The sequence below is a fragment of the Staphylococcus cornubiensis genome (assembly GCF_900183575.1).
GTDB lineage: Bacteria > Bacillota > Bacilli > Staphylococcales > Staphylococcaceae > Staphylococcus > Staphylococcus cornubiensis.
The window spans coordinates 141,448-167,748 of sequence record NZ_FXUZ01000003.1; the positions used below are offsets into that span (position 1 = coordinate 141,448).

At 39.9% G+C, this 26,301-nt stretch carries 23 protein-coding genes; 6 read left to right on the forward strand and 17 right to left on the reverse strand.

Translation table 11 applies throughout. The annotated features are described in order from the left end of the window. Positions 1-492 precede the first annotated feature (492 nt). The 9 genes from sbnI to sbnA are packed head-to-tail and all read right to left on the reverse strand — an operon-like array spanning position 493 to position 11,675. Positions 493-1,257, reverse strand: a complete 765-nt coding sequence (gene sbnI / locus CCE82_RS05260) for a bifunctional transcriptional regulator/O-phospho-L-serine synthase SbnI (protein ID WP_086428370.1) — start codon at positions 1,255-1,257, stop codon at positions 493-495. Then, positions 1,254-2,456 (reverse strand): type III PLP-dependent enzyme, encoded by a 1,203-nt coding sequence (locus CCE82_RS05265; RefSeq protein WP_086428371.1) that lies wholly within the window; start codon positions 2,454-2,456, stop codon positions 1,254-1,256. Before CCE82_RS05265 ends, sbnI begins: the two co-directional genes overlap by 4 nt. Next, positions 2,443-3,225 (reverse strand): HpcH/HpaI aldolase family protein, encoded by a 783-nt coding sequence (locus CCE82_RS05270; RefSeq protein ID WP_086428372.1) that lies wholly within the window; start codon positions 3,223-3,225, stop codon positions 2,443-2,445. Before CCE82_RS05270 ends, CCE82_RS05265 begins: the two co-directional genes overlap by 14 nt. Next, positions 3,222-4,976 (reverse strand): staphyloferrin B biosynthesis protein SbnF, encoded by a 1,755-nt coding sequence (gene sbnF / locus CCE82_RS05275; RefSeq protein ID WP_086428373.1) that lies wholly within the window; start codon positions 4,974-4,976, stop codon positions 3,222-3,224. The genes CCE82_RS05270 and sbnF overlap by 4 nt, the downstream gene beginning before the upstream one ends. Then, entirely contained in the window at positions 4,960-6,678 is a 1,719-nt protein-coding gene (locus CCE82_RS05280) for an IucA/IucC family protein (RefSeq protein WP_086428374.1), read from the reverse strand. Before CCE82_RS05280 ends, sbnF begins: the two co-directional genes overlap by 17 nt. Further along, positions 6,665-7,927, reverse strand: coding sequence for an MFS transporter (locus CCE82_RS05285; RefSeq protein ID WP_086428375.1), 1,263 nt, complete (start codon positions 7,925-7,927; stop codon positions 6,665-6,667). Before CCE82_RS05285 ends, CCE82_RS05280 begins: the two co-directional genes overlap by 14 nt. Then, on the reverse strand, positions 7,899-9,674 hold the full coding sequence (gene sbnC / locus CCE82_RS05290; RefSeq protein WP_086428376.1) for a staphyloferrin B biosynthesis protein SbnC: 1,776 nt from the start codon (positions 9,672-9,674) through the stop codon (positions 7,899-7,901). Before sbnC ends, CCE82_RS05285 begins: the two co-directional genes overlap by 29 nt. Before the next feature lie 11 nt (positions 9,675-9,685). After that, entirely contained in the window at positions 9,686-10,696 is a 1,011-nt protein-coding gene (sbnB, locus tag CCE82_RS05295) for a 2,3-diaminopropionate biosynthesis protein SbnB (protein ID WP_086428377.1), read from the reverse strand. A 1-nt stretch (position 10,697) separates the two neighbouring features. Next, positions 10,698-11,675 (reverse strand): 2,3-diaminopropionate biosynthesis protein SbnA, encoded by a 978-nt coding sequence (gene sbnA / locus CCE82_RS05300; protein WP_086428378.1) that lies wholly within the window; start codon positions 11,673-11,675, stop codon positions 10,698-10,700. Between the two features lie 235 nt (positions 11,676-11,910). Here sbnA and CCE82_RS05305 point away from each other — a divergent pair, with 235 nt between their 5' ends. Genes CCE82_RS05305 through CCE82_RS05315 form a run of 3 tightly spaced genes read left to right on the forward strand, consistent with a single transcriptional unit; the run spans position 11,911 to position 14,901 of the window. Beyond that, the gene (locus tag CCE82_RS05305) at positions 11,911-12,894 is read left to right on the forward strand and encodes an ABC transporter substrate-binding protein (protein ID WP_086428379.1); all 984 of its coding nucleotides are present in this window, start codon (positions 11,911-11,913) and stop codon (positions 12,892-12,894) included. A gap of 16 nt (positions 12,895-12,910) precedes the next feature. Next, positions 12,911-13,906 (forward strand): FecCD family ABC transporter permease, encoded by a 996-nt coding sequence (locus CCE82_RS05310; protein WP_086428380.1) that lies wholly within the window; start codon positions 12,911-12,913, stop codon positions 13,904-13,906. After that, a complete protein-coding gene (locus CCE82_RS05315; protein ID WP_086428381.1) occupies positions 13,903-14,901 on the forward strand; it encodes a FecCD family ABC transporter permease in 999 nt (332 codons plus the stop codon). The genes CCE82_RS05310 and CCE82_RS05315 overlap by 4 nt, the downstream gene beginning before the upstream one ends. A 591-nt stretch (positions 14,902-15,492) precedes the next feature. Here CCE82_RS05315 and CCE82_RS05320 read toward each other — a convergent pair. Next, on the reverse strand, positions 15,493-16,140 hold the full coding sequence (locus CCE82_RS05320) for a metal-dependent transcriptional regulator (RefSeq protein ID WP_086428382.1): 648 nt from the start codon (positions 16,138-16,140) through the stop codon (positions 15,493-15,495). Positions 16,141-16,261: 121 nt separating this feature from the next. Between CCE82_RS05320 and CCE82_RS05325 the strand changes: the two genes are divergently transcribed. From CCE82_RS05325 to mntC, 3 genes are read left to right on the forward strand one after another with little or no spacing between them, the layout of a single operon-like run. Then, entirely contained in the window at positions 16,262-17,038 is a 777-nt protein-coding gene (locus CCE82_RS05325; RefSeq protein ID WP_086428383.1) for a metal ABC transporter ATP-binding protein, read from the forward strand. Further along, positions 17,013-17,852, forward strand: a complete 840-nt coding sequence (locus CCE82_RS05330) for a metal ABC transporter permease (RefSeq protein ID WP_086428384.1) — start codon at positions 17,013-17,015, stop codon at positions 17,850-17,852. Before CCE82_RS05325 ends, CCE82_RS05330 begins: the two co-directional genes overlap by 26 nt. Then, complete coding sequence (mntC, locus tag CCE82_RS05335) at positions 17,852-18,769, forward strand: manganese ABC transporter substrate-binding lipoprotein MntC (RefSeq protein WP_086428519.1); 918 nt, start codon at positions 17,852-17,854, stop codon at positions 18,767-18,769. The genes CCE82_RS05330 and mntC overlap by 1 nt, the downstream gene beginning before the upstream one ends. A 1,674-nt stretch (positions 18,770-20,443) precedes the next feature. Here mntC and CCE82_RS05340 read toward each other — a convergent pair. Genes CCE82_RS05340 through CCE82_RS05370 form a run of 7 tightly spaced genes read right to left on the reverse strand, consistent with a single transcriptional unit; the run spans position 20,444 to position 26,282 of the window. After that, complete coding sequence (locus CCE82_RS05340) at positions 20,444-20,890, reverse strand: Na+/H+ antiporter subunit G (protein WP_086428385.1); 447 nt, start codon at positions 20,888-20,890, stop codon at positions 20,444-20,446. Next, entirely contained in the window at positions 20,874-21,167 is a 294-nt protein-coding gene (locus tag CCE82_RS05345; RefSeq protein WP_086428386.1) for a monovalent cation/H+ antiporter complex subunit F, read from the reverse strand. Before CCE82_RS05345 ends, CCE82_RS05340 begins: the two co-directional genes overlap by 17 nt. Beyond that, complete coding sequence (locus CCE82_RS05350) at positions 21,164-21,646, reverse strand: Na+/H+ antiporter subunit E (RefSeq protein ID WP_086428387.1); 483 nt, start codon at positions 21,644-21,646, stop codon at positions 21,164-21,166. Before CCE82_RS05350 ends, CCE82_RS05345 begins: the two co-directional genes overlap by 4 nt. Then, positions 21,647-23,146: a Na+/H+ antiporter subunit D gene (locus tag CCE82_RS05355; RefSeq protein ID WP_086428388.1), complete on the reverse strand. Its 1,500-nt coding sequence runs from the start codon at positions 23,144-23,146 to the stop codon at positions 21,647-21,649. Next, a complete protein-coding gene (mnhC2, locus tag CCE82_RS05360; RefSeq protein WP_086428389.1) occupies positions 23,139-23,483 on the reverse strand; it encodes a Na+/H+ antiporter Mnh2 subunit C in 345 nt (114 codons plus the stop codon). The genes CCE82_RS05355 and mnhC2 overlap by 8 nt, the downstream gene beginning before the upstream one ends. After that, positions 23,480-23,905 carry a monovalent cation/H+ antiporter subunit B gene (locus CCE82_RS05365; RefSeq protein ID WP_086428390.1) on the reverse strand — a complete coding sequence of 142 codons (426 nt, stop codon included), beginning with the start codon at positions 23,903-23,905 and terminating at the stop codon, positions 23,480-23,482. The genes mnhC2 and CCE82_RS05365 overlap by 4 nt, the downstream gene beginning before the upstream one ends. Then, positions 23,892-26,282, reverse strand: a complete 2,391-nt coding sequence (locus CCE82_RS05370) for a DUF4040 family protein (RefSeq protein ID WP_086428391.1) — start codon at positions 26,280-26,282, stop codon at positions 23,892-23,894. The genes CCE82_RS05365 and CCE82_RS05370 overlap by 14 nt, the downstream gene beginning before the upstream one ends. Positions 26,283-26,301: the final 19 nt, after the last annotated feature.

Sequence of the window (26,301 nt, forward strand, 5' to 3'; positions counted from 1 at the left end):
GTTTTTTGATTGCCCTCATGGCTTCGCTTTCTAGGGCTGGCCCTTCAACTCAATTCGGCTTGATTAAAATGGACACTTGTAGGAGGCCGAATTGGATTTTGGGAGCAGTACAGAAATCTCATGTGCAACAAAGATTTCGTAGTACTGCCCCCGCAAGGCTGACTAGACTTCTCAAAAGCATAAGCATTGAGGAGTCAGACAGCTACTGCGTTAAACAGTAGCCATTATCAAAGTTAAAGATCGACATTTTGTTCTCAACTTTATCCCTCAGGAGTCTCAGCCTTCTGGGCAATCTTACATCAAATGCAGTCACTTAGGACAAGTTTAAGAAATGAAAAAAATCAATAGCGTCTATTTTTATGTCCAATTCATCCTTATTCTTCAAATGTTTTATCTTTATAAATGCACAATAAACCCATTAGAAAGAAAAAGCTGGGAAAACTTAATTGTCCTCCAGCCTTTTCCCACTTCAAATGAACGGCAACGATGATGTTATTCCGCTTCTATTAAGTAAATCTTTTCAGTATAGCAACGCATGCTTTCAATTTTCTTCTGTAAAAACATGTGCCACTTCTCTTGACTCGCTTGATTAATATTTTTCAATAAATGGAGCGGAACTTGTAAATTTAAACAACGCCCCGCAATGTTAAAACGTGTGACGCCAGCGGGTACTGTTTGTCCTCTTTGCACGACGGCTTCAATTTCACCAATTTGTAGGGGTTGATATTTCATTAATATATCATTGGTATCGAGGCACAAACATGCACTATGTGGGACGCGTTCCACTTTGCAACTTGCGCTATAGCTGTTGACGACCTTCTTCCAAATATCAAGCTTATCTGCAGTTAAATCAGCACTATATAAATAATGTTCCGTTTGTTGATCGCACATCGTAATAAAAGGTGCTTCATCACGAACCTCTGTCGTCCAAGGTAACATGGGCTCATCAGCTAAGCCATCACACCACGCACCACTAGGGATTTTATGATGCCAACTGCCAATGGAATATTGCGTACGTTGAATCACCTGTACAGGGATGACTTCACAACCTAACGCTTTCAAGCTCATAAAACGGTGTACACCATCGATGACCATGTAACGACCAAATAATGTTTTAACGACGAGTACAGGGTGTCGTAAATGCTGCTCTTTTTCAATACTCTCTTTCGTTTTTTCTAATCGACTCGGTTCAAATGCTTCGTGGAGGTCAATCTTGTCGACTGGAATGAGTTGCAATGTGTCGTATATTTGTTTCATGATTCTCCCTCCTTCTCACTTGACCAGTAAATGAATTGTGGATGCGGATGGCTTAAAAAGTCATGATGTGAAATCGACCAACCATACGCGCCGGCATACGTGAAAATGACAGCATCGCCTGTAGACAACTTCTGAATATCCACGCCTTTGGCAAAAACATCTTTAGGTGTACACAGTTGGCCTACAAGTGTCACAGCTTGTTGTTCAATCGTCCTTGGCGTGATTTCATGGGTTAGTTCAGACATAGGTAATATTTCAAACGGGTGATTGTGTTGCCATGAAACAGGAAGCCTAAAGTGTTGTGTGCCCCCTTTTAAAATGGCAAACCATGCACCATGTACACGTTTAATGTCCAATACTTCAGTCACGTAATAGCCGATATGTGCGACCATGTAGCGACCACATTCAAAGTTTAAGGTGATATGTTGTAACTGCTCTTGTTCAATCAAATCGGCCAGTGCTGTCGTGAAATACGTCCAATCAAATTGTTCATTTAAATCCTGATAATTGACACCGATGCCACCACCGACATTGAGGTGTTGCAATGTAAAGTCATGTTGCGCTGCCCATGCTTTGGCCTTTTGAAAATATAAGGCCATCACTTGTAAATGTAATGCTGCGTCTAAGTTATTGGAAATCGAATGGAAATGAAAGCCTTCCAACTGAACACGTGGCATATTTTTCGCTGCTTCAATCACAGTATCGACTTCTGTTTCATCAATACCAAATTGTGTCGGTTGACCTGCCATATGTAACGTCGCGGCTGGAAATGGCCCTGCTAAATTCACTCTGAGCAAGATGGACATCGTTGCATTCTCACGTTCAAGTAAATCATTTAAGCGCTCTAATTCATACAAACTTTCGACATGAATGCGTCGAATCCCTTGTTGAATCGCATATCGCAAAGATTCATCGGTCTTTCCGGGCCCTCCAAAAATGACATGTTCAGCTGTTGTATGCGCTAAAGCTTTTTCTATTTCGCCTTCTGAAGCGACTTCGAATCCAGCGACATGGGGTTGAATGGCTGCTAAAATAGCGGACTCACTGTTCGCTTTCATCGCATAATACATCTCACAATTGTCAGGCAACTGTGATGTTACACGCTCAAGATGCTGCTCTAGTGCGTCCATATCATAAATAAAATGGCAGAGCGGACCTTGTTGTTTCAGTTGATTGACTATTGCGCTAATTGTCGCCATGTTCTGTCACCTCTTTCAACTGTGCTAAATTGTGCTTTAAATGACGATACAGCTTCCCGCGGTCATCACCCATCAGAAAACATTGGACGCCTTGCTGTTGCCATTGTTGAACTTGTTGGTCATCTCGAGGTAAAGCACAAAATTGTTTACCTGCTGTTTTCGTTGTCGTAAACACATGCTGAATCGCTTGTTGCACTTGGTCGTGACGTGTTTCCCAAGGGATGCCGAGTGATTGTGATAAATCGGCTGCACCTTCAATGACCATATCCAAGCCTTCTACCTGTACAATTTCATCAATCGCACGGACGCCTTTCATATTTTCAATCATTGCGATCACACATATAGACGCATTCGCTTCAGCCATCGCTTCTTTCAAAGGAACCTCACCAAACCGCGCCATCCGTCCGCCATTCAAACTGCGCAACCCTTCTGGATAATAACGACTCAACTTCACAATACGTTCTGCTGTTTCGCGGTCATTGACATGTGGAACAACAATGCCTCTTGCCCCCATATCTAACACTTTAATAATGTCTCGATCAATTGCAGCAGTCACGCGTACAATCGGAATAATATTGGCCGCCTCAGCTGCACGAATCATATGGGCTAACGTTTCATCGTTTATCGCGACATGTTCTGTATCAATGACGACAAAATCATAACCACTTGCAGCGATGATCTCGATGACGAGTGGATCTGGAATCGAATTCATCAAACCATACTGCACGTGTCCTTCTGCTAAATTGCGTTTAAGTGAAAGTTGTCTCATTGTTCAGACCTCCTCAACGGATTACGTACTTCATGAAGTCGTAACGCTACATCTTCTCGTAAACGTCGTGTCGTTAATTTTTCCACTTGAATAGTAGGGACAAATAAATCAAAATGACGATAATTCGGAAGATCTGGGAATGTTTGCTGATACTGTTCTATCACAGCGCGTACCTTTTCCCACTGCTTGGATGCTTTTATATCATATTGACGTGCAACAAAGTCAATGATTTCTGCAATATTAATAAAGAAAAAGGCATCATGTAGAAAATCACGTACGAGTTCCACATCTTCTGTTTCAATAAATGAGTTTTGGTTCACTTTTCGATGGGCTTCGGGTGTCTCACGTAATTGTGGATTCTGGGCGATTTCACTTAACAAACTCGGTTTAAAGCGAATGCCATCATGAAAATCTTTCAATGCAATACGTGTCGGCCAGCCCTCTTCATGAATCAGCATCATATTTTGTGCATGTGATTCAAAAGCAATACCATGGTAATACAACATATGAATCATTGGCGTTACTGCGACAGTTAAAAATTGTTCCATCCATTGTTCAGCACCATATTTTGACATCCATGCATCAATCAGTGGTCGACTGTCAGCATCCATTGAATATAAGGCGTTAAATGGGATAGCCGACTCGTTCGCTGCTAAATAATGATGAAGGTTTTCTCGCCAAATCACACCTAATGCACCGTAAATACGCTGTTGCTTTGCCGGAGATAAGGTCGTGTTTTGATAAGCATGCCCTAACACTTCTCCTAAAAATACTGTCTTTAAATCGTCTTGGAGATACGTATCTTCAGACTGAATATGTTTCAACCAATCCGTAATTTGTGCTGCGTTTTCAATCGTATGTGGCGCTAGAACACGTTTGGTCGATGTATTCGTAATGCTGATTGGTGTTTTCAAATAGTATTTGTCATGATCGGTAGGTGTAAGTGTGCGAATCGACTGTTGTGGCACATACATTTCATCACATGTTCCAAGCCATAACATCTCTCCAAGCATCCACGCTTCTGCAAATTCGACTTGAATGATATGTTCAAATTGCCACGGATGTACCGGTATCAATACCATCGTTTCAAGTGAATGCCCATGTTGTCGGAGTGTTTCTTCAAATGCTGCCAGCGTTTCTGAACCGAGCTGACGCTTGAGCAACGCAACCGTGTCGACACTATGAGATACAGTCGTTTCTACATAATCTGGTGCAATCGCAATCCATTGCAATTGAAATGACGGTCGAAAATCCGGACCATATCGTTCATTATCCGTCAATGTAAAACCGAGACGTGACTTGTAGCTCGGGTGATACATATGTCCTTCCATTGCGTAAGATTCGTAATCATCAAATGTCGTTAATGCGATGTCCGACTGTTGTGCACGATAGCGTCGCGCTTGTGTGTCTTTTAATTCGGTTTGCAACAATTCGACGATAAAGTCTTCTAATTTTTGTTCATCTTTTTCAAAAGTAAAGTGAACATCTCTTAAAAGTTGAACATAATTGAGGGTTTCGACTTCATCTTCACCAACGATACGCCAAACTGGAGAGATCAACGTCAATCGTTCAAAACTCTCGGATTGATGTATCTGTACACGATAAGTCGCCACTTCACCTTCAATATCGTACGTATAGCAACTGTCATCATCTAGCGACTTTCGATCATAACGCACCACGTCTTCATATATCAGTGACGTCACCAGCTGTTGCATGATACGTCGCCTCACTTGTTCAATCAGATGTTTCATAAATGCTGTCCTCCTCCTGACTAATCGGGTTAGGAATTTTAATATAAATTGGGTCTTCACCACGTTCTTGTAATTTACTCATCAAATTCGCTTTCGCTGCAAATGTCGGATTGAAGCGTAAATCTTCTAAACATTGCATTAAAATTTCATGACCTTGTGCACGCGCTTGCCACATTTCAAATGTACGATTCACTGTTTGCCAAAGCTGATCTTCATGACCTGCTGCTTTACCTAATGTAGAAACAAGATGGCCCAAATGATTCACAATGACATAATATTTAAAACGGTGCCACGCTTCATGATGCGTGTACACAACAGGACTGTCTGCGCTAATTTGATGCGGAATCATGCCTTGCTCAGTTGCGATGCGTTCAGACACACAAATGCCTTCTAAATCACGTACATAGCAAACTGTTGGGCGGCCTTCTTCTAGGGCAATGAGTGTATTTTGGACGTGCGCTTCGAGACTAATCCCTGTATGCGCAAATAATTCCAACATCGGCCAAATGACTTGATTTAAGTACAGTGTCAGCCAGTCTTCACTAGACAATCCACTGCGCAACCAAGCTTGTCCTAATTTTGAAGTTGGATCATCCGGCATCGTTTCAAACAAACTCGCCAAGACATGTATTTCTTCGAGGGATTCATATTGCTCTATCCCTTCACGCACAATCATCGCACTATTCGCTAAAATATCTATGGACGCTTGATTGTCTGGTTGTAGCGCCCGATAACCTTGTTCGAACATCAATTTAAATGTCTCTGTTTCATAATCTGGCTTGATAGCTGCAACGATTTCCGCCGCATCCAATGTTCTTTCGATTTGTTCAAAGTCATTCGTTCTGACAAAGTTCGTAATTTTAACTTGAATCGGCAATTTCAAATAAATATTCAGTGCTTTCACAAAGACTGTTCGCACAGAGGACGTCGGGTAAACAAAATGACCACGTTGCCCTAAGTCTTGAATGGTACCATTGGCGATATGTTGCTGAATTGTCGGTTGTTGCTTCAACACTTCAATTTGATACGGATGAACTGGAAGTATGTGATACGTTGCGGTATATTCCCCATCTTCCACTTGTGCCAGTTGACGCACAGTTTCATCAACGCGTGCTTCATAATTCGGCACATAGCGTTCGACTAATAACGCAGGGTCTACCGCTAAGTAATGGAGTTGGAACGCAACATGACATTCTGGTGCATACTGTTCGATATCTTCATCAGTAAAACCGGTTGCACTCTTCGGCGTCGGATGAAATGGATGTCCAAGATACAGTGATTGTTCTGAAGCGATATAATGATTCGGATGAGGCGGTGCATGACGTCTCGCTTGATCGAGATAACGTGTTGTTCGTGAAATACTGTTACATATATCTTGATAGACCGCTTCTACAATGGTTGTCTCAGTTGGTGAAGTCTCATCATACGCAATCGCTTCAAGCAAATATTGGATAGCCTGAAGGGGTGTCAGTTGTGAGACGTGCCCTATTCCTTCTAAGTAAATGACTGAATCATACATGTGATGTCCCATCGGCGAAATATAGCGCAACTTTCCATGGAGTGTCAGGTCATCTTTTAATGTGACGCGCCACTGAGACGTCCCTTCTTTCATCGGTTTACAGCCTTTTTCTCTAAAATAAATATTTAAAAGTCGTTCTAACGCAGCATGTTCAGCGCGTTTATTCATCTTAAAATTTTGCACGTTGCTCTTTAACCTCCCAGAAACCCGTCAATATAGGGCTGATTTTTTGATTTTTAATATGTGAAGCCCATAATAGCGTGCTACTGAATGCAAAAATAACGCCCATCAGTATAAAGGTTGTCGCGGGTTCGGTATAACTCGTTACCATCGCACCACTCAAACTGCCGACAATTTGACCGACAACTAAAAAGCTATTCGTCGAGCCTACAAATGTTCCTTTAAGTTGTTGATGACTCGCATTCACGACGACAAACATGACACTTTGAATGAGTGCACTATAAGTTAAACCTTGTAACACACGTGCAATTCCAAGCATCCAAAGATCCGTCGCCATGCCTTGCCATAAGACACTGATGCCACATAAAACACTTGCGACAATGTAGACATTCTTGACGTAAGCTTTATCATTAAAGTAACCCCAAAAAGGTGCACTGATCATTGAAGCCGTCCAAAACGCTGACTGTAAAATACCGACTGCCGCACGATCATCAATTTGGAGTTGATTGACTGTGCTGACTAACGGTGCCAAAGCTGTCATCATGCCATACATCGCAAAGTTAGCTAATACACCGACGATAATAAAGCGACAAGTGAGTTGTGTACACAACAAACATTTCATAGATTGTCGAACACTTTTTTTAACTTGAGGTTGCTCTGAATTGATAGGTGTCTGCGTCGTTTCAATTAAGAAAAAGATGCCGAGAATACTCATGAACAAGGTGACAAGGCCAATCAATAACAAGAGCGCTTGAAAGCCGAGCATCGTCGCAAGTACACCGCCTATGAGTGGTCCCACGAGAGAGCCCGCACTCACAGCACTTTGTAATTTACCTAGTACAGCACCGCGCTCAGATTCAGGCGCTTCACCACTTGCAAAGGCACTTGAAGCTTCCACTACACCTCCGAATAATCCTTGTAACAACCGTACAAGTACAAATTGAAACGGTGTCGTACAAAAAGACATGAGTAAAAGGCATAATCCTAAACCAAATAGTGCACGCAACACCATCCATTTTCGACTCAATCGATCACCGAGCTTTCCCCATAACGGAGAAGCTAACATTGTCGTGACAGCCGGAGCCGCAATAGCGACCCCACTCCACAACTGAATTTCAATGACGTTCAAATTTTTCAAAGATGCCATATAGATTGGAAGTAATGGAACTAAAACTGTCAGACCCGCTATGGCAATAAATTGGCCGAGCCATAGCGTTCTAAAATTACGTTGCCAAGTCTGTTGAATGGTGATCTGCCCATTTCATTGGATTTGGAACACGACCGATACTCGACGGCATACTGCCACCCCCGTCACCACGTTGATGTAATAATGGAAGTAATATGCGTTTAAATGGCCATGTTTCGTGATTGAAAATGATGTGTTCCACTTCCTCAGACGTATCAGTCAACCAATCTATTGTGCGGATATGACGTTGCATCGTTTGTCTCAACTGTGTCATCAGTTCAGCTTCAGATACTTTAAATACATCCACTAAAGCATCTACAATGGCATATAAATTCACACTGACTGCTAACGTTTGGAAATAAGCAAAAAATGTCTCGATATCTTCATTTAATAATGTGTTCGGTGTATCTTTTCTCACAGCATAGTTCGGCAGTTCAAACCCTTGTGCTGTTAACCATTGAGGGAAAATACGAACGGTATCGTGATCACGCAAGATAAATTCCGACACTTGCCCCTCTCGAAAAGCAATGAGTACATTTTGACCGTGCAATTCAGGCAACACACCGTATTTCATCAGTGACAATGTCATCTTTAAAAATGCATCACTTACTTGTTCAAACAACGCGGCGATTTGTTCAGTTGTTGGCTCTGTTGTGTCTAATATTTGTTGATACAGCGTCGGTTCATGTGCAGCAAGGGCAGCCATCGAAACAACCCAATCTGCCTCCTCTGCTGATTGAGGATAATGTCGCAACTGCATCGTCAAGTGTCCTGACTGATCTTGAAAAATATCTTGTGCTTCATTCATATATGACCACCACACCGTTTCATCGCATAATGCAACGCGACCGTGAAGTGACGCATCTTGAGCGATAATGTGACGCAATAAGGCTTCTCCTGCTTCGCCATTTTTCATGTAACGTGTCGGTGTGAGTCTCAATGCGCCAAGTGATTGCATTGAAAACGGCACTTTCAAATGTGTGAACGGTTGATCTAACGGAATCAGTGTCCGCATTGACGAAGATGAGAGGTATTGCCCCATCGTTACATCAAGCATGACGACAATGCCTTGTTGAATTTCCGAACTAAACTGAGTCGGTAAAACGTGTTCGTATTGCCAGGGATGAACGGGAAAAATAATATAGTCCGCTGCGTCATAGCCTTTCTCAATGAGGGCTTGCTGGCATCGCACCAATGTGTCACCCCAAAATGATGTGTAACGTTCGTCTGTCACCCCTTCTCCTTGTAACAAGTGTGACTTTTTAATTGCTACTGTCTTCACAGCTAACGGTTGATGATATTCTGCCTGATACAATGTATAATCTTCTGCCGTCAATCCTCTTTTTTCTTTTGCTACCGGATGAAAAGGTCTGTCTTTCAAACTGGCGAGCTGTTCTGAAAAGATAAACGGATGTTCAGAAGCTTTAAAGCCATTGAATTGTGCCGTTAACTGTGCAACTGCTGTTTCCAACCCTTCTGCAAAGCGCTCATGTGCCCACTCTGTTGCTAAATCTGCGTTCATTGTCACAAACAATTCCCACAATTCTCTCACAGTCAGAGGCATACACGTTTTACTTTCAATGCGGAAAACCGCCTCTCCATTAAAGCGATACACATTCAAGCTACTGAAATAGACAGGAATGAGTAACACAATCCCCTTTTTCTCATAACGCAAATATTGCTGTTGCTGTATCGATAAACGGTGACTCGTCGATGCAATGCCACCTAAATCTTCCAATAATAACGCATCCACAAGGTCTTGTAATATGTATTGTTGTGCGCGCGTTACATTGTGTTCGTGTTCGCTTACCATATATGCCACTCCTAATAAAGACTTAATGTTGTGCCTATATTTTCAGCTTGCGCACGTTGATAAATGAAGTACGCACTTGCAATATCTTCAATTGCCATACCCATTGGATTCAATAAGATAATCTCATCGTCATGTTCACGGCCGACCTTCTCACCTGTCACAAGTTGCCCGAGTTCAGCGTGCAACTGTTCATGGCTAAATAGACCGTCTTGTACAAGTTGATTGATTGTTTTCTTTTCTCGATTACTTTGTGACCAATCATCCACCACAACTTTATCTGCTTTAATGAAAACTTCTTTATGCACATCCATAATCGAAATGTTGCTCACAAAAGCACCTTTACGTAACCAGTCGTATTCAATGTACGGTTGATCCGTTACAGTACATGGAATCACGACGTCACCATTTTCTACCGCTTCACGTGCTGATTGGGCTTGAACCCATGTAATATCTGGTCTTACTGCGCGCCATTTTTCAATCATCTTTTGTGATGCAGCTTCAAATTGATCGTACAAATAAACATTTTGAATATGATCGAACTGCTCGAGCATCGTTTGTAGCTGCTTATCACCAATCAAGCCGCAACCGATAATCGTTAAGTTTTCAAAGCCTGGTCTCGCTAAGTGACGTGCAGCAATGGCTGAAACCGCTGCTGTACGCATACTACTAATCAAACTCGCTTCCATTACAGCAATCGGATAGTTCGTTTCAGGATCATTTAAAATAATGACTGCACTTGCGCGTTCGATTTGACGTTTTGAAGGGTTGTCGTGTTTACTTCCAATCCACTTAATTCCTGATACTGAATGTTCACCACCGATATGACTTGGCATCGCAATAATACGGTCGGCGATGTGACCATTTTCAGCATCTTGACGTAAATAAGGCTTTAAAGGTTGTACAAAATCTTGATTGGCATGCGCTGTCAATGCTTCTGTTAACGCATCTACATAAATTTGAGACTGTGCTCCTCCTGCTTGCTCGATATCCGTACGATTTAAATACAATAATGGATGTTTCATATTAATAAGTCTCACTTTCTTGTTTATTTTTTAATTGCTCAAACCATGTTTCTGAATACACTAAATCTAAATAGCGATCGCCTCTATCCGGCAAAATCGTCACAATCGTCGCACCCGGTTCAACTTTTTGTGTTAATTGTTGAATCGCACTCATAATCGCGCCTGTCGAACCACCTGCAAAAATGCCTTCTTGATCAACCAATTGTCGACATCCTAATGCAGACTGATAATCATCAATATGTATCACGTCATCAATTTCAGCTGCATTCAAAATCTCTGGAACACGACTTGCGCCAATACCAGGAAGTTCGCGGTCACGTGGCGTATCTCCGAAAATAATTGATCCTTTAGCATCGACAGCTATAATTTGTGCGTTCGGATGACTTTCTTTAATCTTACGGCTCATCCCCATAATGCTACCTGTCGTGCTTACGGGCGCAATGAAATAATCAATAGGTTCATCTACCGCTTCGACAATTTCTGTGCCCGCACCGTGATAATGGGCTTGCCAATTTAAATCATTGGCATATTGATTAATCCAATACGCATTGTCTGTTTCTTCTAATAACGTTTGTACACGTTGGATCCGTGTCATCAAGTAGCCACCATGCTCATCTGGTTCATTCACCATTTCAATATTGGCACCGTAACTTTCAATCATTTTCAAGTTAGTCGGTGAAATTTTAGGATCCACCACACATGTCAGCTTCAAGCCTTTAATTTTAGCAATCATCGCCAGTGCAATGCCGAGATTACCTGATGTACTTTCTATCAAATGGGTCGACGCATTAATTTCTCCAGTCGCTAACCCACGCTCTATAATAAATTTGGCTGGACGATCCTTCATACTGCCGCCTGGATTCATATATTCCAATTTCGCTAAAACGCGATGTTCAGGAAATAAACGTTGCAGTTGTACGATGGGGGTCTGGCCAATACAAGATAGTAATGAATCATATGTTGCCTCATTTTTAACCAAAAACGACTACCTCCTTGAATCGAATTGAGATTAAATTTTATAACTGAGAATGATTATCATTATCGGTTATGGTGGCATTATATTGATATTCAATTTATAAGTCAAACATTTATAATTTTTACTAAAAAGATAAAAATATTATTGACTTATGCTTCAGAATTAGACATACTTTAATTGATAATGATTCTCATTATTTTCGAAAATACCGATGATACATAGGAGGAAAGTTAGTCTTATGAATAAACTTTTACAGCTACTTGTTTTACCTTTAGTCTTATTACTCGTCTTATCTGCATGTGGCAATTCAGGTAAAAAAGAAGAGTCAGAAAAGAAAGCAGATACAACAACAATTAAACACACAATGGGAACGACTGAAATCAAAGGCGAACCTAAACGTGTGGTTACTTTATATCAAGGTGCAACTGATGTCGCAGTCTCATTAGGCGTTAAACCCGTGGGTGCAGTAGAATCTTGGACACAAGCCCCTCAATTTGAATACCTTAGAGATGATTTAAAAGACACGAAAAATGTCGGTCAAGAACCTGCGCCGAACTTGGAAGAAATTTCAAAATTAAAACCAGATTTAATCGTTGCTTCTAAAGTGAGAAACGAAAAAGTGTATGATCAATTGTCAAAAATCGCACCAACGATTACGACAGATACAGTTTATAAATTTAAAGATACAACTGAATTAATGGGGAAAGCTTTAGGGAAAGAAAAAGAAGCACAATCTTTACTTAAAAAATATGACGATAAAGTCAAAGCATTCCAAAAAGATGCTAAAGCAAAATATGGCGATGCATGGCCGATTTCTGCTTCTGTTGTAAACTTCCGCGCTGACCAAACACGTATTTACGCTGGAGGTTATGCTGGAGATATTTTACAAGATTTAGGATTCAAACGTCCTGAAGCACAACAAAAAGAAGTGGATAAAGGAAAAGATATCATTCAACTCACTTCAAAAGAAAGTATTCCGTTGATGGATGCGGACCAAATTTTCATCTTCAAATCTGATCCTAACGCAAAAGATGCCGAACTTGTACAAAAAACTGAACAAGAATGGACATCAAGCACAGAATGGAAAAACTTAGACGCTGTGAAAAAAGGACATGTCGTTGATGGTGTAGATGAAATCACTTGGAACTTAGCAGGTGGCTACCAATCTTCACTTAAATTGATTGATGATTTGTACGAAAAACTAGAAATTAAAAAGCAATAACTTAAGGAGTTACATTATGTCGCTTAAACCGATACATCATTTATTTATCGTAGGTTTATGCCTTGTCATTGTATCGTTTTTAAGCTTAATGATTGGAAACACGCTTGTATCACTACCTCAGTTGATACAGGCGTTCTTCCACTTTGACAGCCAAAACGATATACATACACTTGTGACAGGTTCACGTGCTTCTCGAACAATCATCGCCCTTCTCACAGGTGCGTCACTCGCAGTTTCAGGCCTTTTAATGCAAGTGCTCACGCGTAATGCGGTTGCTTCACCTGGACTGTTTGGTATTAATGCAGGCGCAGTCTTTTTTATCGTTATGGGGGTCACATTGATTCGTGTACACTCATTTGAAGCACTTGTTGTTATGGCTTTCGTAGGTGCCATTCTCGTCACGATACTCGTTGTAGCATTGGGAATGTTTAAACAAGCACGCTTTTCACCGCAACGTGTCATCCTGGCTGGTGCTTCGATTTCAATGCTTTTCACCGCCTTTACACAAGGCATTTTAATTATGAATGAAACAAATCTGCAAGGCTTGTTATTTTGGCTGAGCGGTTCCGTATCATTGCGTAATATTTGGGACATACCGTGGATGATGATCATCATGCTACTGTTTCTCGTTGCAACATTTTTTATCGCACCACATCTCAACATTTTAATGACGAGTGATGAGATTGCGACAGGCTTAGGACAGAATGTAAAGTTAATCAAATGGGTGATTGTATTCTTGATTAGTGTGCTGGCAGGAAGTTCCGTTGCACTTGCAGGTTCTATCTTATTTGTCGGACTCATCGTTCCAAATATCGCAAAACTCGTGCTCCCACCCCGCTATCAGTTATTGATACCGTACACTGCATTGCTCGGATCTTGTTTAATGATCAGTGCTGACATTCTTGCGAGATGGATGATTCGTCCTCTAGAGCTACCCGTGGGCATTATTACAGGCATTTTGGGTGCTTTAGTCTTGATTTATCTTATGAAAAAGGGGATTTACCGTGTATGAAAAATGAGCGCTATACCAAAGACAACATACATCTGTGCATCGGCCTCGTGAGTATCGTCATCGTAAGCTTTTTAAGCATGATGTTCGGATCAGACGTCATTCGTTTTACAGACGTCATCGCATACTTCATTGACCCGAGTGCAAGTGCTTATCAATTTACGTTAGAAGTTTTACGCCTTCCCCGTATTACACTGGCCATCCTTGCTGGTACCGCCCTTGGTATCAGTGGACTATTATTACAAAACGTCTTGAAAAACCCTATCGCTTCTCCTGATATTATTGGTGTCACAGGGGGTGCAAGTTTAAGTGCTGTACTATTCATCACATGGTTCAGTCATTTAAGTATTCAACTTCTCCCCTTATTCGCCATTACTGGAGGAACCGTTGCGATGTTGATTCTGATGTCATTTCAAATGAACCAACAAATTCGCCCCTCAACATTAATCATTATTGGGATTGCATTACAAACCGTGCTCATGGGCGTCACACAAGGCCTGTTACTTACAACAAAACAGCTCTCTGCGTCTAAAGCATATACGTGGCTCGTTGGAAGTCTGTACGGCGCTTCATTTCAAGACAGTCTGATTTTATGTGGCACGCTACTGTTGATGACACCGCTCTTATGGGTCATCATACCGCGCATGAAAATTGCCGCCTTACATGAATATGTTGGGGCTGGACTCGGTCTACATATTCAACAAACACGGATTTTGCAAATTATCGTAGCAACATTACTCGTATCCGTCGCAATCAGTTTTGTCGGTAATATTGGTTTTATTGGATTGATCGCACCGCATATCGCCAAAACACTCATTCGTACAAGCACATTCAAGCAATTCGTCATGACCGCTTGTATCGGTGCCATTTCTTTAATGGTGGCAGATTTAATAGGGCGCACACTCTTTTTACCGAAAGAAGTCCCTGCCGGCGTCTTCATCGCTGCATTTGGTGCCCCATTCTTTATCTATTTATTACTCACCGTCAAAAAATTGTAGATATCACTAAAAAACACAACATAAAAACGGTTGTAGGTCAGAAATCTCACTTTCTGCTACAACCGTTTTTTATAAAATTTGCTATGTTATCCATTATCACTTTCGGCTTCGATATCGCTTGATATAACCAAATAGAAACACAATAATGATCATCAAAAATGCGATATTCAAATATGTCGACAATATTTCATTATGAATTAGCCTGTTTTCCAGAAGATTAAACAATAGGACAAACATTAAAAATGTGATAAAAACTTTTGAAATAATTTCTTTCATTTTTTCTAACCCACTTTCTATCCTCATCTCCACAAAAGAAAGTGTTGAGTGATTGGAGCAAAAATGCAAATGAACATCAGCCAATTTCCGTTTCCGCACTCTTAAAAATTAGAATCACCACACCTCAGATTGCAAGAACCGGGCAAGACTCCCGAGGGATCAGCTGATTCAGAAAATCCACCAACGCTTCCAACAATGTAACAGTTCAATCAAAGCGTTGGTTAGTTGAAGAATCTGCCCCTGGGAAAGCACAGCCCGGTTCAGCAATCTGCAAAGATTCGCTACCTTCATCATGTAACCGAAATGCTAATAAAACTAAGCTTTTTCACCAAAAATCACTTCTGCATTCTGATAACTCAACACAATCTTCTCGCCCTTATTCTCCAACTCCAACAAGCGATTAATATCATCTTTCCCAATCACTTTAACTGTATCACCAATCGATAACGCCTTACTAGATAGGAACACAAGCAATTCTGAACGATCTCTAACACGTCGAATCGTCACCACATCGCCTTCTTCAAAAGAGAGGAGCGGTGTTTTGTATATTTCTTCAAAATGGTTATCACGCGGTATCACACCACCATGAGGACAAGTTTGAGGATATTTAAGGAGTTCGTCTAATCGATCAACAAACAGTTTAGACACACGATGCTCTAACACTTCCGCTTCAACATGCACTTCTTCCCATGTATAGTTCAAAACTTCAATGAGAAATAGTTCAATGAGGCGATGGCGTTTAATCACATCTAACGTATATGTCAATCCGAGCTCTGACAATTTAACACCTTTGTACGGCTTAGTAATCACATAGCCTTCCTTTTCCAATCGACCTACCATTTCACTGACGGATGGTGGCTTAATGTTTAAAAAGCGAGACAATGTTTTGTTTGAAACATACGTATCTATACCATCATGACTTAAAATCGCTTTGAGATAGTCTTCTTTTTCCTCAGTTAACATATGTTCACCTCTCTCATATATTCACTTTATTGTACCATGAAATGAATTCATATTGACAATTTTCAATTTATCGTATAATTTTATTAGGGTAACCTAATATTTAGTGAAGGTGGTGTTAATCATGCTGTCTATAGAAAACTTAAACTTACACTTAGGCCAAAAGCACGTCCTGAAAAACATATCTTTAGATTTGCCTTTTAACGGTGAAATGGTGGGGATTATGGGACCGAACGGGAGCGGAAAATCATCGCTCATCAAATCAATCATTGGGGAATTACCTGCTAAAGGAAAAGTCACACTGAATCAACAGCCAGCACAACAACAATTGACAAATATTACATATATTCCACAAAAATCTGTACTTGATCTTGATTTTCCAATTAATGTACAAGATTTGGTTTTGACAGGTTGTTATCAAGAAATTGGTTGGTTTCGACGTGTTCCTAAAGCGATTCGAGAGAAAAGGGATGCACTTTTAAAAGAACTCGAACTTTATGAATTACGTAAACGACAACTCCATGCGTTAAGTGGCGGACAATTGCAACGTGTCTTTATCGCACGTGCACTCATGTCTGACAGTCTTGTGTATCTTTTAGACGAACCGTTTGTCGGCATTGATTTTAAAAGTGAGCGGATTATTTTTGAGAAGTTACAACAACTTAAGCAGCAAGGGAAATTGATTTTAATTGTACACCATGACCTTTCAACAGCCGCACATTATTTTGATCGCATCTTACTTTTAAATCAATCTGTCGCATTTTTGGGAGACAGTTCTGAAGCATTACAGCCTGAAAATATCGAATCTGTATTTTTAAGTCGATACCATCAAGCTAAAGAAGACGCATCTACGCACAGAAAGGAGTCGGCTCAACATGTCGTTCGTTCAACACCTCTTTGAGTATCAATTCTTGTCACGTGCGATGTTAACGGCCATCTTAGTCGGTGTCGTTTGTGGTGTGGTCGGTTGTCTCATTATTTTAAGAGGATTATCGCTTATGGGAGATGCGATGAGTCATGCGGTTCTACCTGGTGTGGCACTCTCATTTTTAATGAATATTCCGATGTTTATAGGCGCAATGATTACGGGGATGTTAAGCAGTATCATGATTGGATATATTTCTGAAGCTTCAAAAACGAAAAAAGATGCTGCTATTGGGATTACTTTCACTACTTTCTTAGCACTAGGAATTGTGCTTATTAGTGTTATCCATTCAGCCACTGATTTATATCATATTCTTTTTGGTAACATTCTCGCTATTACCCAATCTGCGTTCCATACTACACTCGCTGTCAGCACGGTCGTTCTAGCCTTAATTTTAATCTTATATCGACCTCTCAAAATGTCGACTTTTGATCCAATATTTAGTCGTATGAGTGGTTTAAACACGACAGTGATTCATTATTTTGTCATGTTATTACTCGCGCTCGTGATTGTCGCAAGTGTACAAACGGTTGGTGTTATTTTAGTGGTCGCATTATTAATCACACCTGCTTCAACAGCGTTTTTGTTCACTAAAAAATTGTCCACAATGATGATCATTTCTAGCATCTTTAGTGTGATCAGTTCAACAACGGGCATTTATATGAGTTTTAAAATGAATTTGCCAAGTGGTGCAGTCATCGTACTCATTTCAGCTGTGTTATACGGCCTAACATTTGGCATCATTAAACTTAAAAATCTATTACAAAAAGGAGCTTTTCAAACATCATGATGAAACGACTTTTCGCCTTAATGATTCTCTCTGTTTTACTCGCTGCATGTGGCGTTAACAAAGGAAACGAATCAGATCATAAATTAAAAATCGTTACAACTAACTCTATTCTTTACGATATGACTAAAAACATTACAGGGGATGACGCTGAAATTTATTCGATTGTTCCAGTTGGTCAAGACCCTCACGAATACGAAATTAAACCTAAAGACGTCCAAGCTTTAACTGATGCTGATGTAATTGTGTACAACGGTTTCAACCTTGAAAGTGGGAATGGTTGGTTTGAGAAAGCATTGAAACAAGCAAACAAATCGATTAAAGATGATACAGTCATTCAAGCTTCTAAAAATGTAGAACCCATTTACTTAAAACAAGGTGAAAAAACAGAACACAATATCGATCCACACGCTTGGCTCAGCTTAGGCAATGGTATTGAGTATGTTAAAACGATTAAAACAGCCCTTGAAAAAGTAGACAAAGCACATGCTAAAGACTACGACAAACAAGGTTCTGAATACTTAACAAAACTTGAGAAATTAAATAAAGAAAGTAAAGATAAATTCAATGACATTCCGAAAGAGAAACGTGTCATGATTACAAGTGAAGGTGCTTTTAAATATTTCGCAAAACAATTTGATGTGAAACCAGGTTATATTTGGGAAATTAATACTGAAAATCAAGGTACGCCAGAGCAAATGAAACAAGCTGTTGATTTTGTGAAGGAAAACAATATTAAAAACTTATTGCTTGAAACAAGTGTGAGTGATAAGAGTATGAAGAGTCTTGGTGAGGAAACTGGAGCTAAGATTTACGGTACAGTTTATACGGATTCGATTGGTAAAGAAGGTAGCGATGGGGATTCGTATTATAAAATGATGCAATCGAATATTAAGACGATTCATGAAAGCATGCAGTAATACGTTTTCGAAATCAGATCTCTTTACTTTTTGAGATGTGCTTATCTTCCAGATTGACGAACGATGCTCTGTTGATTAGAAACCTTGACTTCTTGGATTGCGCTCTTAGGCTCGCGTTCCTAGGGGACTTGCCTCAACTAAATTCGGCTTGATTGGAGTGAACACTGAATGAAGCCGAATTGGATTTTCGGCTGCGTCTAATCCCTCAGGAGTCTCGCCCTGGCTGCAATCTCATCAGTCAAGCCCATGTATTAAATAAAGCATCGTTCGACAATCTTTTGAAAGTGATGCTTATCGAAATGAGTAAGATACTGTTTGAAAACCATTTATCTTTAATACTCATCCATATCTAATCCCCTTTCTTTTTTAGAGAAGGGGGATTTTTGTGTGTTCATACGCTACTATGATTCAGGAGTCTCGCCCAGATTTGTAATCTTTACGATGACAGCTATACTAAGTGCAAGGGCTGATTCTTGCTATTTCATACAAGTCCCCTATCTCAACTGAAGTGAATTCTTAAAAACCCTCTCTATGATACTGAAGTTATTTACTTCTTCTCCATAGAGGGGATTTTTGCGTTATATTCCCATGTTCTCAGAAGTCTCGCCCTGGCTGCAATCTCATCAGTCAAGCCCATGTATTAAATAAAGCATCGTTCGACAATCTTTTGAAAGTGATGCTTATCGAAATGAGTAAGGTACTGTTTGAAAACAATTTATCTTTAATACTCATCCATATCTAATCCCCTTTCTTTTTTAGTAGAAGGGGGATTTTTGTGTGTTCATACGCTACTATGATTCAGAAGTCTCGCCCAGATTTGTAATCTTTACGATGACATCTATACTAAGTGCAAGGGCTGATTCTTGCTATTTCATACAAGTCCCCTATCTCAACTGAAGTGAATTCTTAAAAAACCCTCTCTATGATACTGAAGTTTTTTACTTCTTCTCCATAGAGGGGGATTTTTGCGTTATATTCCCATGTTCTCAGAAGTCTCGCCCTGGCTGCAATCTCATCAGTCAAGCCCATGTATTAAATAAAGCATCGTTCGACAATCTTTTAAAAGTCGTGTAGATCATGGTAAGTGAATGACCGATTGAAAACAATTAAATTTGACTTTCTCGCCTCAATCTAAGGGACTGGAACATCAAGTTTTCCTAGTATGTTTATTTTTATGGACTTACATAGATCTATGATGGTAAAACATCCGAAAATGAGGATGAACTGGACGTAATCATTAAAGACTATGGATTGTCTACATATCAGAAACTTGCCCTCTGTTCCAATATTTGGAATATGATTGCCAGAAGGCTGAGACTCTTGAGGGATCAGCTGGTCCGGAAAATCCACTAACGCTTCAACAAATGTAACAGCTTAATTAAGCGTTAGTTAGTTGAAGGACCAGCCCCTAAGAACGCGAAGCCATGAAGGCAATCACAAGAGCAATTCATAGTGAAAGGGCAAGTTAAACAAAATTCTGTATCCATAGCATAAAAAACTATTATGTCCTACCTCCTTTTGTATATTCCGACTATACTGAGTGCAAGGGCTGATTCTTGCTATTTACAATGTGTCTCCATATCAAACAAAGTGAAATACTATGAAAAATCCCCTTCTCTATGATATAAAGTTTCGATTTCAAATTCATAGAGAGGGGGATTGTGTATATCTTACCTATGAATCATCTTTATCTAAGCGTGAATAGATGCGTTTACGACGTTTGGCACGTTTTTCGATACGAATTTGACGTTTGGCTTCTTCATCAAGATGTTCTTTATTCAAATCAGTATTTTGTTGAGAAGCATTTTTTTGATACATATACGCACCTGTACGATAAGCTGCTCTAGAGATGAGGTGACCGCCAACGGGTGCAGTAATGTTAATAAATACTAAGGCTAACAATGTCCGTACACTGTAATAACCTTGTGCAAAGATAAAGTAAATAAATACGCCAACGAGGGTTAACAGTACGGATGCTGTCGAAGCTTTGGTCGCAGCATGAATCCGTAAAAACACGTCTCTAAATCGCACTAAACCAATCGCACTTACTAATGCAATAATGCTTCCCGCGAAAACAAGAAGGGCTGCTAAAAGTTCAATGATATCAGTTGTCATCGCCATGAAAAACATTCCCTCCTTCGATAAAACGGGAAATCGTGACCGAGCTTAAAAATGAAATGATTGCAATAAGCAGTACTGAATCTAAAAATGAAAAGGTTTCAAATAATAGACTGAGCACCCCTACTGTCGACATTAAAATTGCACTGATTGCATCAAACGCGACAACACGATCTGCTGTGGTTGGTCCTTTGATGAGACGAAATAATACAACGACTAACGAAATTGCAAAAATCACTAATGCACTTGATAAAAAGAATTGCGTTAATTGTTCAATCATTTCGTCACCTCCACAATTAATTCCTCGTATTGTTTAATACTTTTTAATAAGCTCTTTTTTTCTTTTTCTGTCGTATCAATCGCATGAATTAAGAAAATGCTTGGTTCACGATTGACACGGATGACTGTTGACCCCGGTGTGATAATAATGAGAATCGTTAAAAACGTAATTTCCCAATCTTTGTCTAATTGTGTTTCATACGTTACTAATCCTGGATCCATTTGATTTGTTTTAAAAAGGACATAATTCGTAATCGAGATCGTCGCAGTCAATAATTGATATAAGTAGACTGCCAAAAACTTAATAGACACCCACACTTTTTTCGGATAAAATTCTTGGTCGAAAAATTTATGCACGATATAAATGACCACTATACCGATAATATAACCTGTCACAAAGGTAGGCAGTCGAAAAGCATCTTCATCTTGAAAAAGGACCCACAAAAACGCAATCATCATATTCAAACCAATTTGTCTCATTTAACTGCCACCTCGCAGTTCTGGATTGACCATTTTTTCATATCGATGGATATCCATTGATAAATCTGTTGCTTCGTCAGTCACTTTATAAATGAATGGCGCAAACAGTCCCATTGCTAAAGTGACGCCTGTCATAAACATGACGATATACTTACGATTCGCTCTTATCGGTTTATAATTCATTTCCGAACCTTTGGCATCATTACCCGCATACATATAAAAGAAGACGCGGAATAAACTGAACATCCCGATTAAACTTGTTAAAATCATCAACGTTAAACCGATATAATGCTGATGTTGAATGGCTCCCATAAAAATCAATAATTTCCCGGGAAAACCACTTAAAGGCGGTACCCCACCAATCGCCAATGTAACGACGATAAAAGCCACACCAAGCCATGGTTCTTTTTTAGCAAGACCTTTTAAATGACGATATTGGCGATACCCTGTTGTATACACGATAATGCCGATGATGAAAAATAATAACGCTTTAACAATGATGTCATTCACTAAATAAAATATCGCACCATTGACACCATAAAATGTATGCGTTCCGAGACCAAATATGACAAAACCAATGGATAAAACGACTTGGTACGCAGCAATTTTTTTAATATCTTTATACGCCACAGTCCCAATTGCCCCGATGAGCATCGTCAGACAAGCCATAACAATGAGTAAAGGTTCAACAATCTCGCCACTTTGGTTGAAAATGAGTGTAAAGAAACGAATTAATGCGTACGCCCCTACTTTTGTCATTAAAGAAGCGAATAAAGCTGCAAGTTCTGTGTTCAACACCGCATATGCTTTAGGAAGCCACATAAAGAGGACTAACGCAGCTTTCGAACCAAATGCGACGATAAATGACATGGCGACCAAATGAATGGCAGTAGGATCATTTAACTCTTGAATTCTCATCGCAATATGTGTGTAATTCAACGTACCGACTTGACGATAAAGTAAGCCAATTCCAACAAGGAAAAACCAAGATCCAATTACATTTAAAACGACATAAATGATACTCGCACGTAGTTGTTCTACAGATTGTCCCAGTGTGACGAGGACAAATGAAGCAAGTAACATAATTTCAAACATGACATATAAATTGAATAAGTCAGCTGTTAAAAATGAACCAACGACACCTGTTGTTAAAAACAATATAAAAGACAATAAATAGTAACGGCTGGCACGTTTTTCACCGCGGCCGAAACCGAAAGCAACAATCATGAAAACAACTAAAAATGTCGTTGTGACTAAAATAAGACTTAATGGATCGCCCACGTATTGAATGCCAAACGGGGCTTGCCAATTACCGAAATCGAGTGTAATCGGACCGTGTTTCATGACATCGATCAACATCATTAACGAGACAACAAATGAGATGAATAGTGCCCCCAGTGCAATGCGTCGCGATAACCGTACTTGTCTATGCAAAATCACTAAAAACAAGGCACAGATGAGAGGTAAAAGAATCGGAACAGCTAATAGATTATCATTCATCTTCTTCACCTCCTGTTAAAACATCAATTTCATCTTCTTTTGTCACTTTATACGTACGGTAAACTAAAACGAGTAAAAAGGCGGTAATCGCAAAACCAATCACAATCGCTGTTAAAACAATCGCTTGTAACAGTGGATCGACAAAGTTGTGGTTACTGCCGACGATTAATGGTTCCGTCTTTTGTGCCGTATATTCGCCCATACTCATAATAATTAAATTCCCGGCATGTGTGTAAATCGCAATACCGATAACGATTCGTATTAAGTTTTTAGATAACACCATATAAGTGCCGATAAAAACTAAAAATCCGATGACAATCAGTAAAATAATATTCATGATTTCCCTCCACTCAACGATAGAATGGTTGTTACGACGACACCTACAACACTTAAGGTAATACCAGCTTCAAAAAACATAATGGTAGAAATATGCACTTCACCAAAATATGGGAAGTTGACATACCAATCTGCCTGATACAGTATGTTTTTGCCGAAAAATACCGGAACGATTGCAGTCGTTAAAGAAACTAAGGCACCGATAATCATTAGCTTTCGAAAATCGATAGGTAAGGCATCTAACACTTTAGCAACATCAAAAGCTAAAAACATAAGGATGAATGCAGAACTTAAAATCAATCCTGCAATAAAGCCGCCTCCTGGATTGTCATGACCCGCCAAGAAGAGATAGAAACCGAATGTCAAAATAATAAATATAACAATGCGCGTGACTGTTTTAAGGACTAAATCATTCTCTCTCATCTTGACCTCTCCTATCTTTATAGTTAAGTAACGTGTAAATACCTAAGCCTGCAATAATCAACACTAAACCTTCTGCTAGCGTGTCGAGTGCTCTGAAGTCTCCTAAAATCGCATTCACGATATTTTTACCGCCTGACTTTTCATAAGCATCATGGTAAAACACTGAAATCGTTTCTAACGCGCTCGCTTGTTGAATCATAAATACTAAGCCAACGACTGTAATTGCTGTAATGAGTGATACCGCGATTTTAACCGCTTCTTTTTTAAAGTTAAATTGACCGCGTGGCACGTTCGGGAGTCTTGAAAAGCTGACAATAAATAACACCGTCGTAATCGTTTCAGTCACTAATTGCGTCAATGCTAGGTCTGGTGCACGCATTAAAATGAAAAACAATGTGACTATATAACCAATTCCACCCGTCAAAATGACCATTGTTAAACGTTGACGAATAAAAATGAGTGCAAAACCGATCAACATAATGGTAACGAGTAAAAGAACATGGAAAATATGGTAATCTGTCACTTCGATATCGTAAAGTTCCGGTACACCCGCACGAATTAAGCCATATACATTAATTGCAAAATAAATGAGTATCGTTACGATAATGTATGAATTCAATCGATTGTTCATTAAATGACGTAAACCATAGCCTGAAGCACTTTCCATAGACTGGTATGACGTACGGAAGATGTTTTCCACTGATAATGCACTTTCTTTAGACGATAAAAAGCGCGTGCGTATACGATCAACTAAGAACACGCCGACGATACCTAAAACAATGACCGTCACACTCATCAATAGCGGCAAGTTAAAGCCGTGCCATTGTGCAAGATGAGGTGCAGTTTGAACGATAGCTTCTGAGTGTACCACCCCTCTAAAAGCTGGCTCAATGACATGTGTGCCTACCCACTGTGGCACGATAAAGATAAGTGGCAAACAGCATGCCATTACTATCGCCGGTAAAATCATCACACGCGGTTCATGCACATGACGTTTCACGCGTAACTCACCGAAAAAGGTCGTTTTTATTAAATACAGTGCGTAAATGAACGTGAAAATACTCGCGAGCCAACCGACAAATGCAATGACAACCATGAGTGGGATATTAAACGCACTGAAATGGTGTGCTTCTATTAAACTTTCGAAAAACATTTCCTTACTGATAAATCCGTTAAACAATGGTACCCCTGCCATCGCTAAAGAAGCCGCAAACATAACCACCATTGTTACAGGTAAGGCACGTCTCAAACCACCGAGTTCACGAATGTCACGTGTTCCTGTTTCATGATCGATTAAGCCGACACCCATGAATAACGTCCCTTTAAACAATGCATGATTAAACAAATGAAAAATCGCTGCAAAAAGCACATACGCATACAGTTCAATCATATGTCCTTCTGTTGCTTGTGCAATCCCACCGCCGAGTCCGACCATCGACATGATCATACCGAGTTGACTAATAGTGGAATAAGCGAGAATCCCTTTTAAATCATATTGTTTAATCGCAGTTATCGATCCGAAAATCATCGTAAGTAAACCGACACCTGTGACTAAATAACTATACGTATCGCTCAATCCTAACAACATCGTAAAGCGAAGTAACAAATAGATACCCGCTTTCACCATCGTCGCAGAATGTAAATAAGCACTCACTGGCGTTGGAGCTGCCATCGCTTTCGGCAACCAGAAATGAAAAGGCCACTGTGCTGATTTTGTAAAGGCACCTAACAACAGCATAATGATAATCGGGATAAATAATGGATGTGCTGCGATATCATGACGTTGACGTAGCTGTTCACTAATCACATTCGTTCCCGTCACGAAATACAACATGATAAATCCAACGAGCATTGCCAGCCCACCAAAGACCGTCACCATAAAGGACGTCACTGCCCCTTTTTGACTTTCTGAAGTATCGTACCAATAACTAATGAGTAAAAATGATGATACACTCGTCAATTCCCAAAAAATATAAAGAATGATGGTATTATCGGAAAGCACAATTCCCAACATACTGAACATAAATAAGACAAGATACAGGTAAAAACGAGGTAAATGATCATGTTGATGTGATAAATACTGTGTTGCATAGAAAAATACAGCCACACCAATCAATGAAATCAGTAGTGCAAAAAATAGACCAAGCCCGTCTAAACGCAAGATGAGGTTAATATCTAGTGCAGGGAACCATTGAATTTTTTCAACGATTTGCTGATGATTTAAAATTTGAGGAGCATAAAAAATAAAAACAATTGATGAGATCACCGGTGCAAGCATCGCAATCCAATGGGGTAATCGCTTTGTCTGCCATTTCATTGAGATGACAAGCATCCCCATTATCGCAATCAAAATAAGTAACAAACCACTGAGCATCATCACGCCTCCTTTTCTCTAT

What these genes read in the sequence shown, in the direction of transcription:
- mntC (WP_086428519.1), top strand. Translation starts at nt 17,852, where the DNA reads ATGAAACGACTTTTCGCCTTAATGATTCTCTCTGTTTTACTCGCTGCA.
- CCE82_RS05320 (WP_086428382.1), bottom strand. Translation starts at nt 16,140, where the DNA reads ATGTTAACTGAGGAAAAAGAAGACTATCTCAAAGCGATTTTAAGTCAT.
- CCE82_RS05305 (WP_086428379.1), top strand. Translation starts at nt 11,911, where the DNA reads ATGAATAAACTTTTACAGCTACTTGTTTTACCTTTAGTCTTATTACTC.
- CCE82_RS05270 (WP_086428372.1), bottom strand. Translation starts at nt 3,225, where the DNA reads ATGAGACAACTTTCACTTAAACGCAATTTAGCAGAAGGACACGTGCAG.
- mnhC2 (WP_086428389.1), bottom strand. Translation starts at nt 23,483, where the DNA reads ATGAATATTATTTTACTGATTGTCATCGGATTTTTAGTTTTTATCGGC.
- CCE82_RS05340 (WP_086428385.1), bottom strand. Translation starts at nt 20,890, where the DNA reads ATGGCGATGACAACTGATATCATTGAACTTTTAGCAGCCCTTCTTGTT.
- CCE82_RS05345 (WP_086428386.1), bottom strand. Translation starts at nt 21,167, where the DNA reads ATGATTGAACAATTAACGCAATTCTTTTTATCAAGTGCATTAGTGATT.
- CCE82_RS05325 (WP_086428383.1), top strand. Translation starts at nt 16,262, where the DNA reads ATGCTGTCTATAGAAAACTTAAACTTACACTTAGGCCAAAAGCACGTC.
- CCE82_RS05370 (WP_086428391.1), bottom strand. Translation starts at nt 26,282, where the DNA reads ATGATGCTCAGTGGTTTGTTACTTATTTTGATTGCGATAATGGGGATG.
- CCE82_RS05330 (WP_086428384.1), top strand. Translation starts at nt 17,013, where the DNA reads ATGTCGTTCGTTCAACACCTCTTTGAGTATCAATTCTTGTCACGTGCG.
- CCE82_RS05315 (WP_086428381.1), top strand. Translation starts at nt 13,903, where the DNA reads ATGAAAAATGAGCGCTATACCAAAGACAACATACATCTGTGCATCGGC.
- sbnB (WP_086428377.1), bottom strand. Translation starts at nt 10,696, where the DNA reads ATGAAACATCCATTATTGTATTTAAATCGTACGGATATCGAGCAAGCA.
- CCE82_RS05350 (WP_086428387.1), bottom strand. Translation starts at nt 21,646, where the DNA reads ATGAGACAAATTGGTTTGAATATGATGATTGCGTTTTTGTGGGTCCTT.
- CCE82_RS05355 (WP_086428388.1), bottom strand. Translation starts at nt 23,146, where the DNA reads ATGAATGATAATCTATTAGCTGTTCCGATTCTTTTACCTCTCATCTGT.
- sbnI (WP_086428370.1), bottom strand. Translation starts at nt 1,257, where the DNA reads ATGAAACAAATATACGACACATTGCAACTCATTCCAGTCGACAAGATT.
- CCE82_RS05310 (WP_086428380.1), top strand. Translation starts at nt 12,911, where the DNA reads ATGTCGCTTAAACCGATACATCATTTATTTATCGTAGGTTTATGCCTT.
- sbnC (WP_086428376.1), bottom strand. Translation starts at nt 9,674, where the DNA reads ATGGTAAGCGAACACGAACACAATGTAACGCGCGCACAACAATACATA.
- sbnF (WP_086428373.1), bottom strand. Translation starts at nt 4,976, where the DNA reads ATGAAACATCTGATTGAACAAGTGAGGCGACGTATCATGCAACAGCTG.
- CCE82_RS05365 (WP_086428390.1), bottom strand. Translation starts at nt 23,905, where the DNA reads ATGAGAGAGAATGATTTAGTCCTTAAAACAGTCACGCGCATTGTTATA.
- CCE82_RS05265 (WP_086428371.1), bottom strand. Translation starts at nt 2,456, where the DNA reads ATGGCGACAATTAGCGCAATAGTCAATCAACTGAAACAACAAGGTCCG.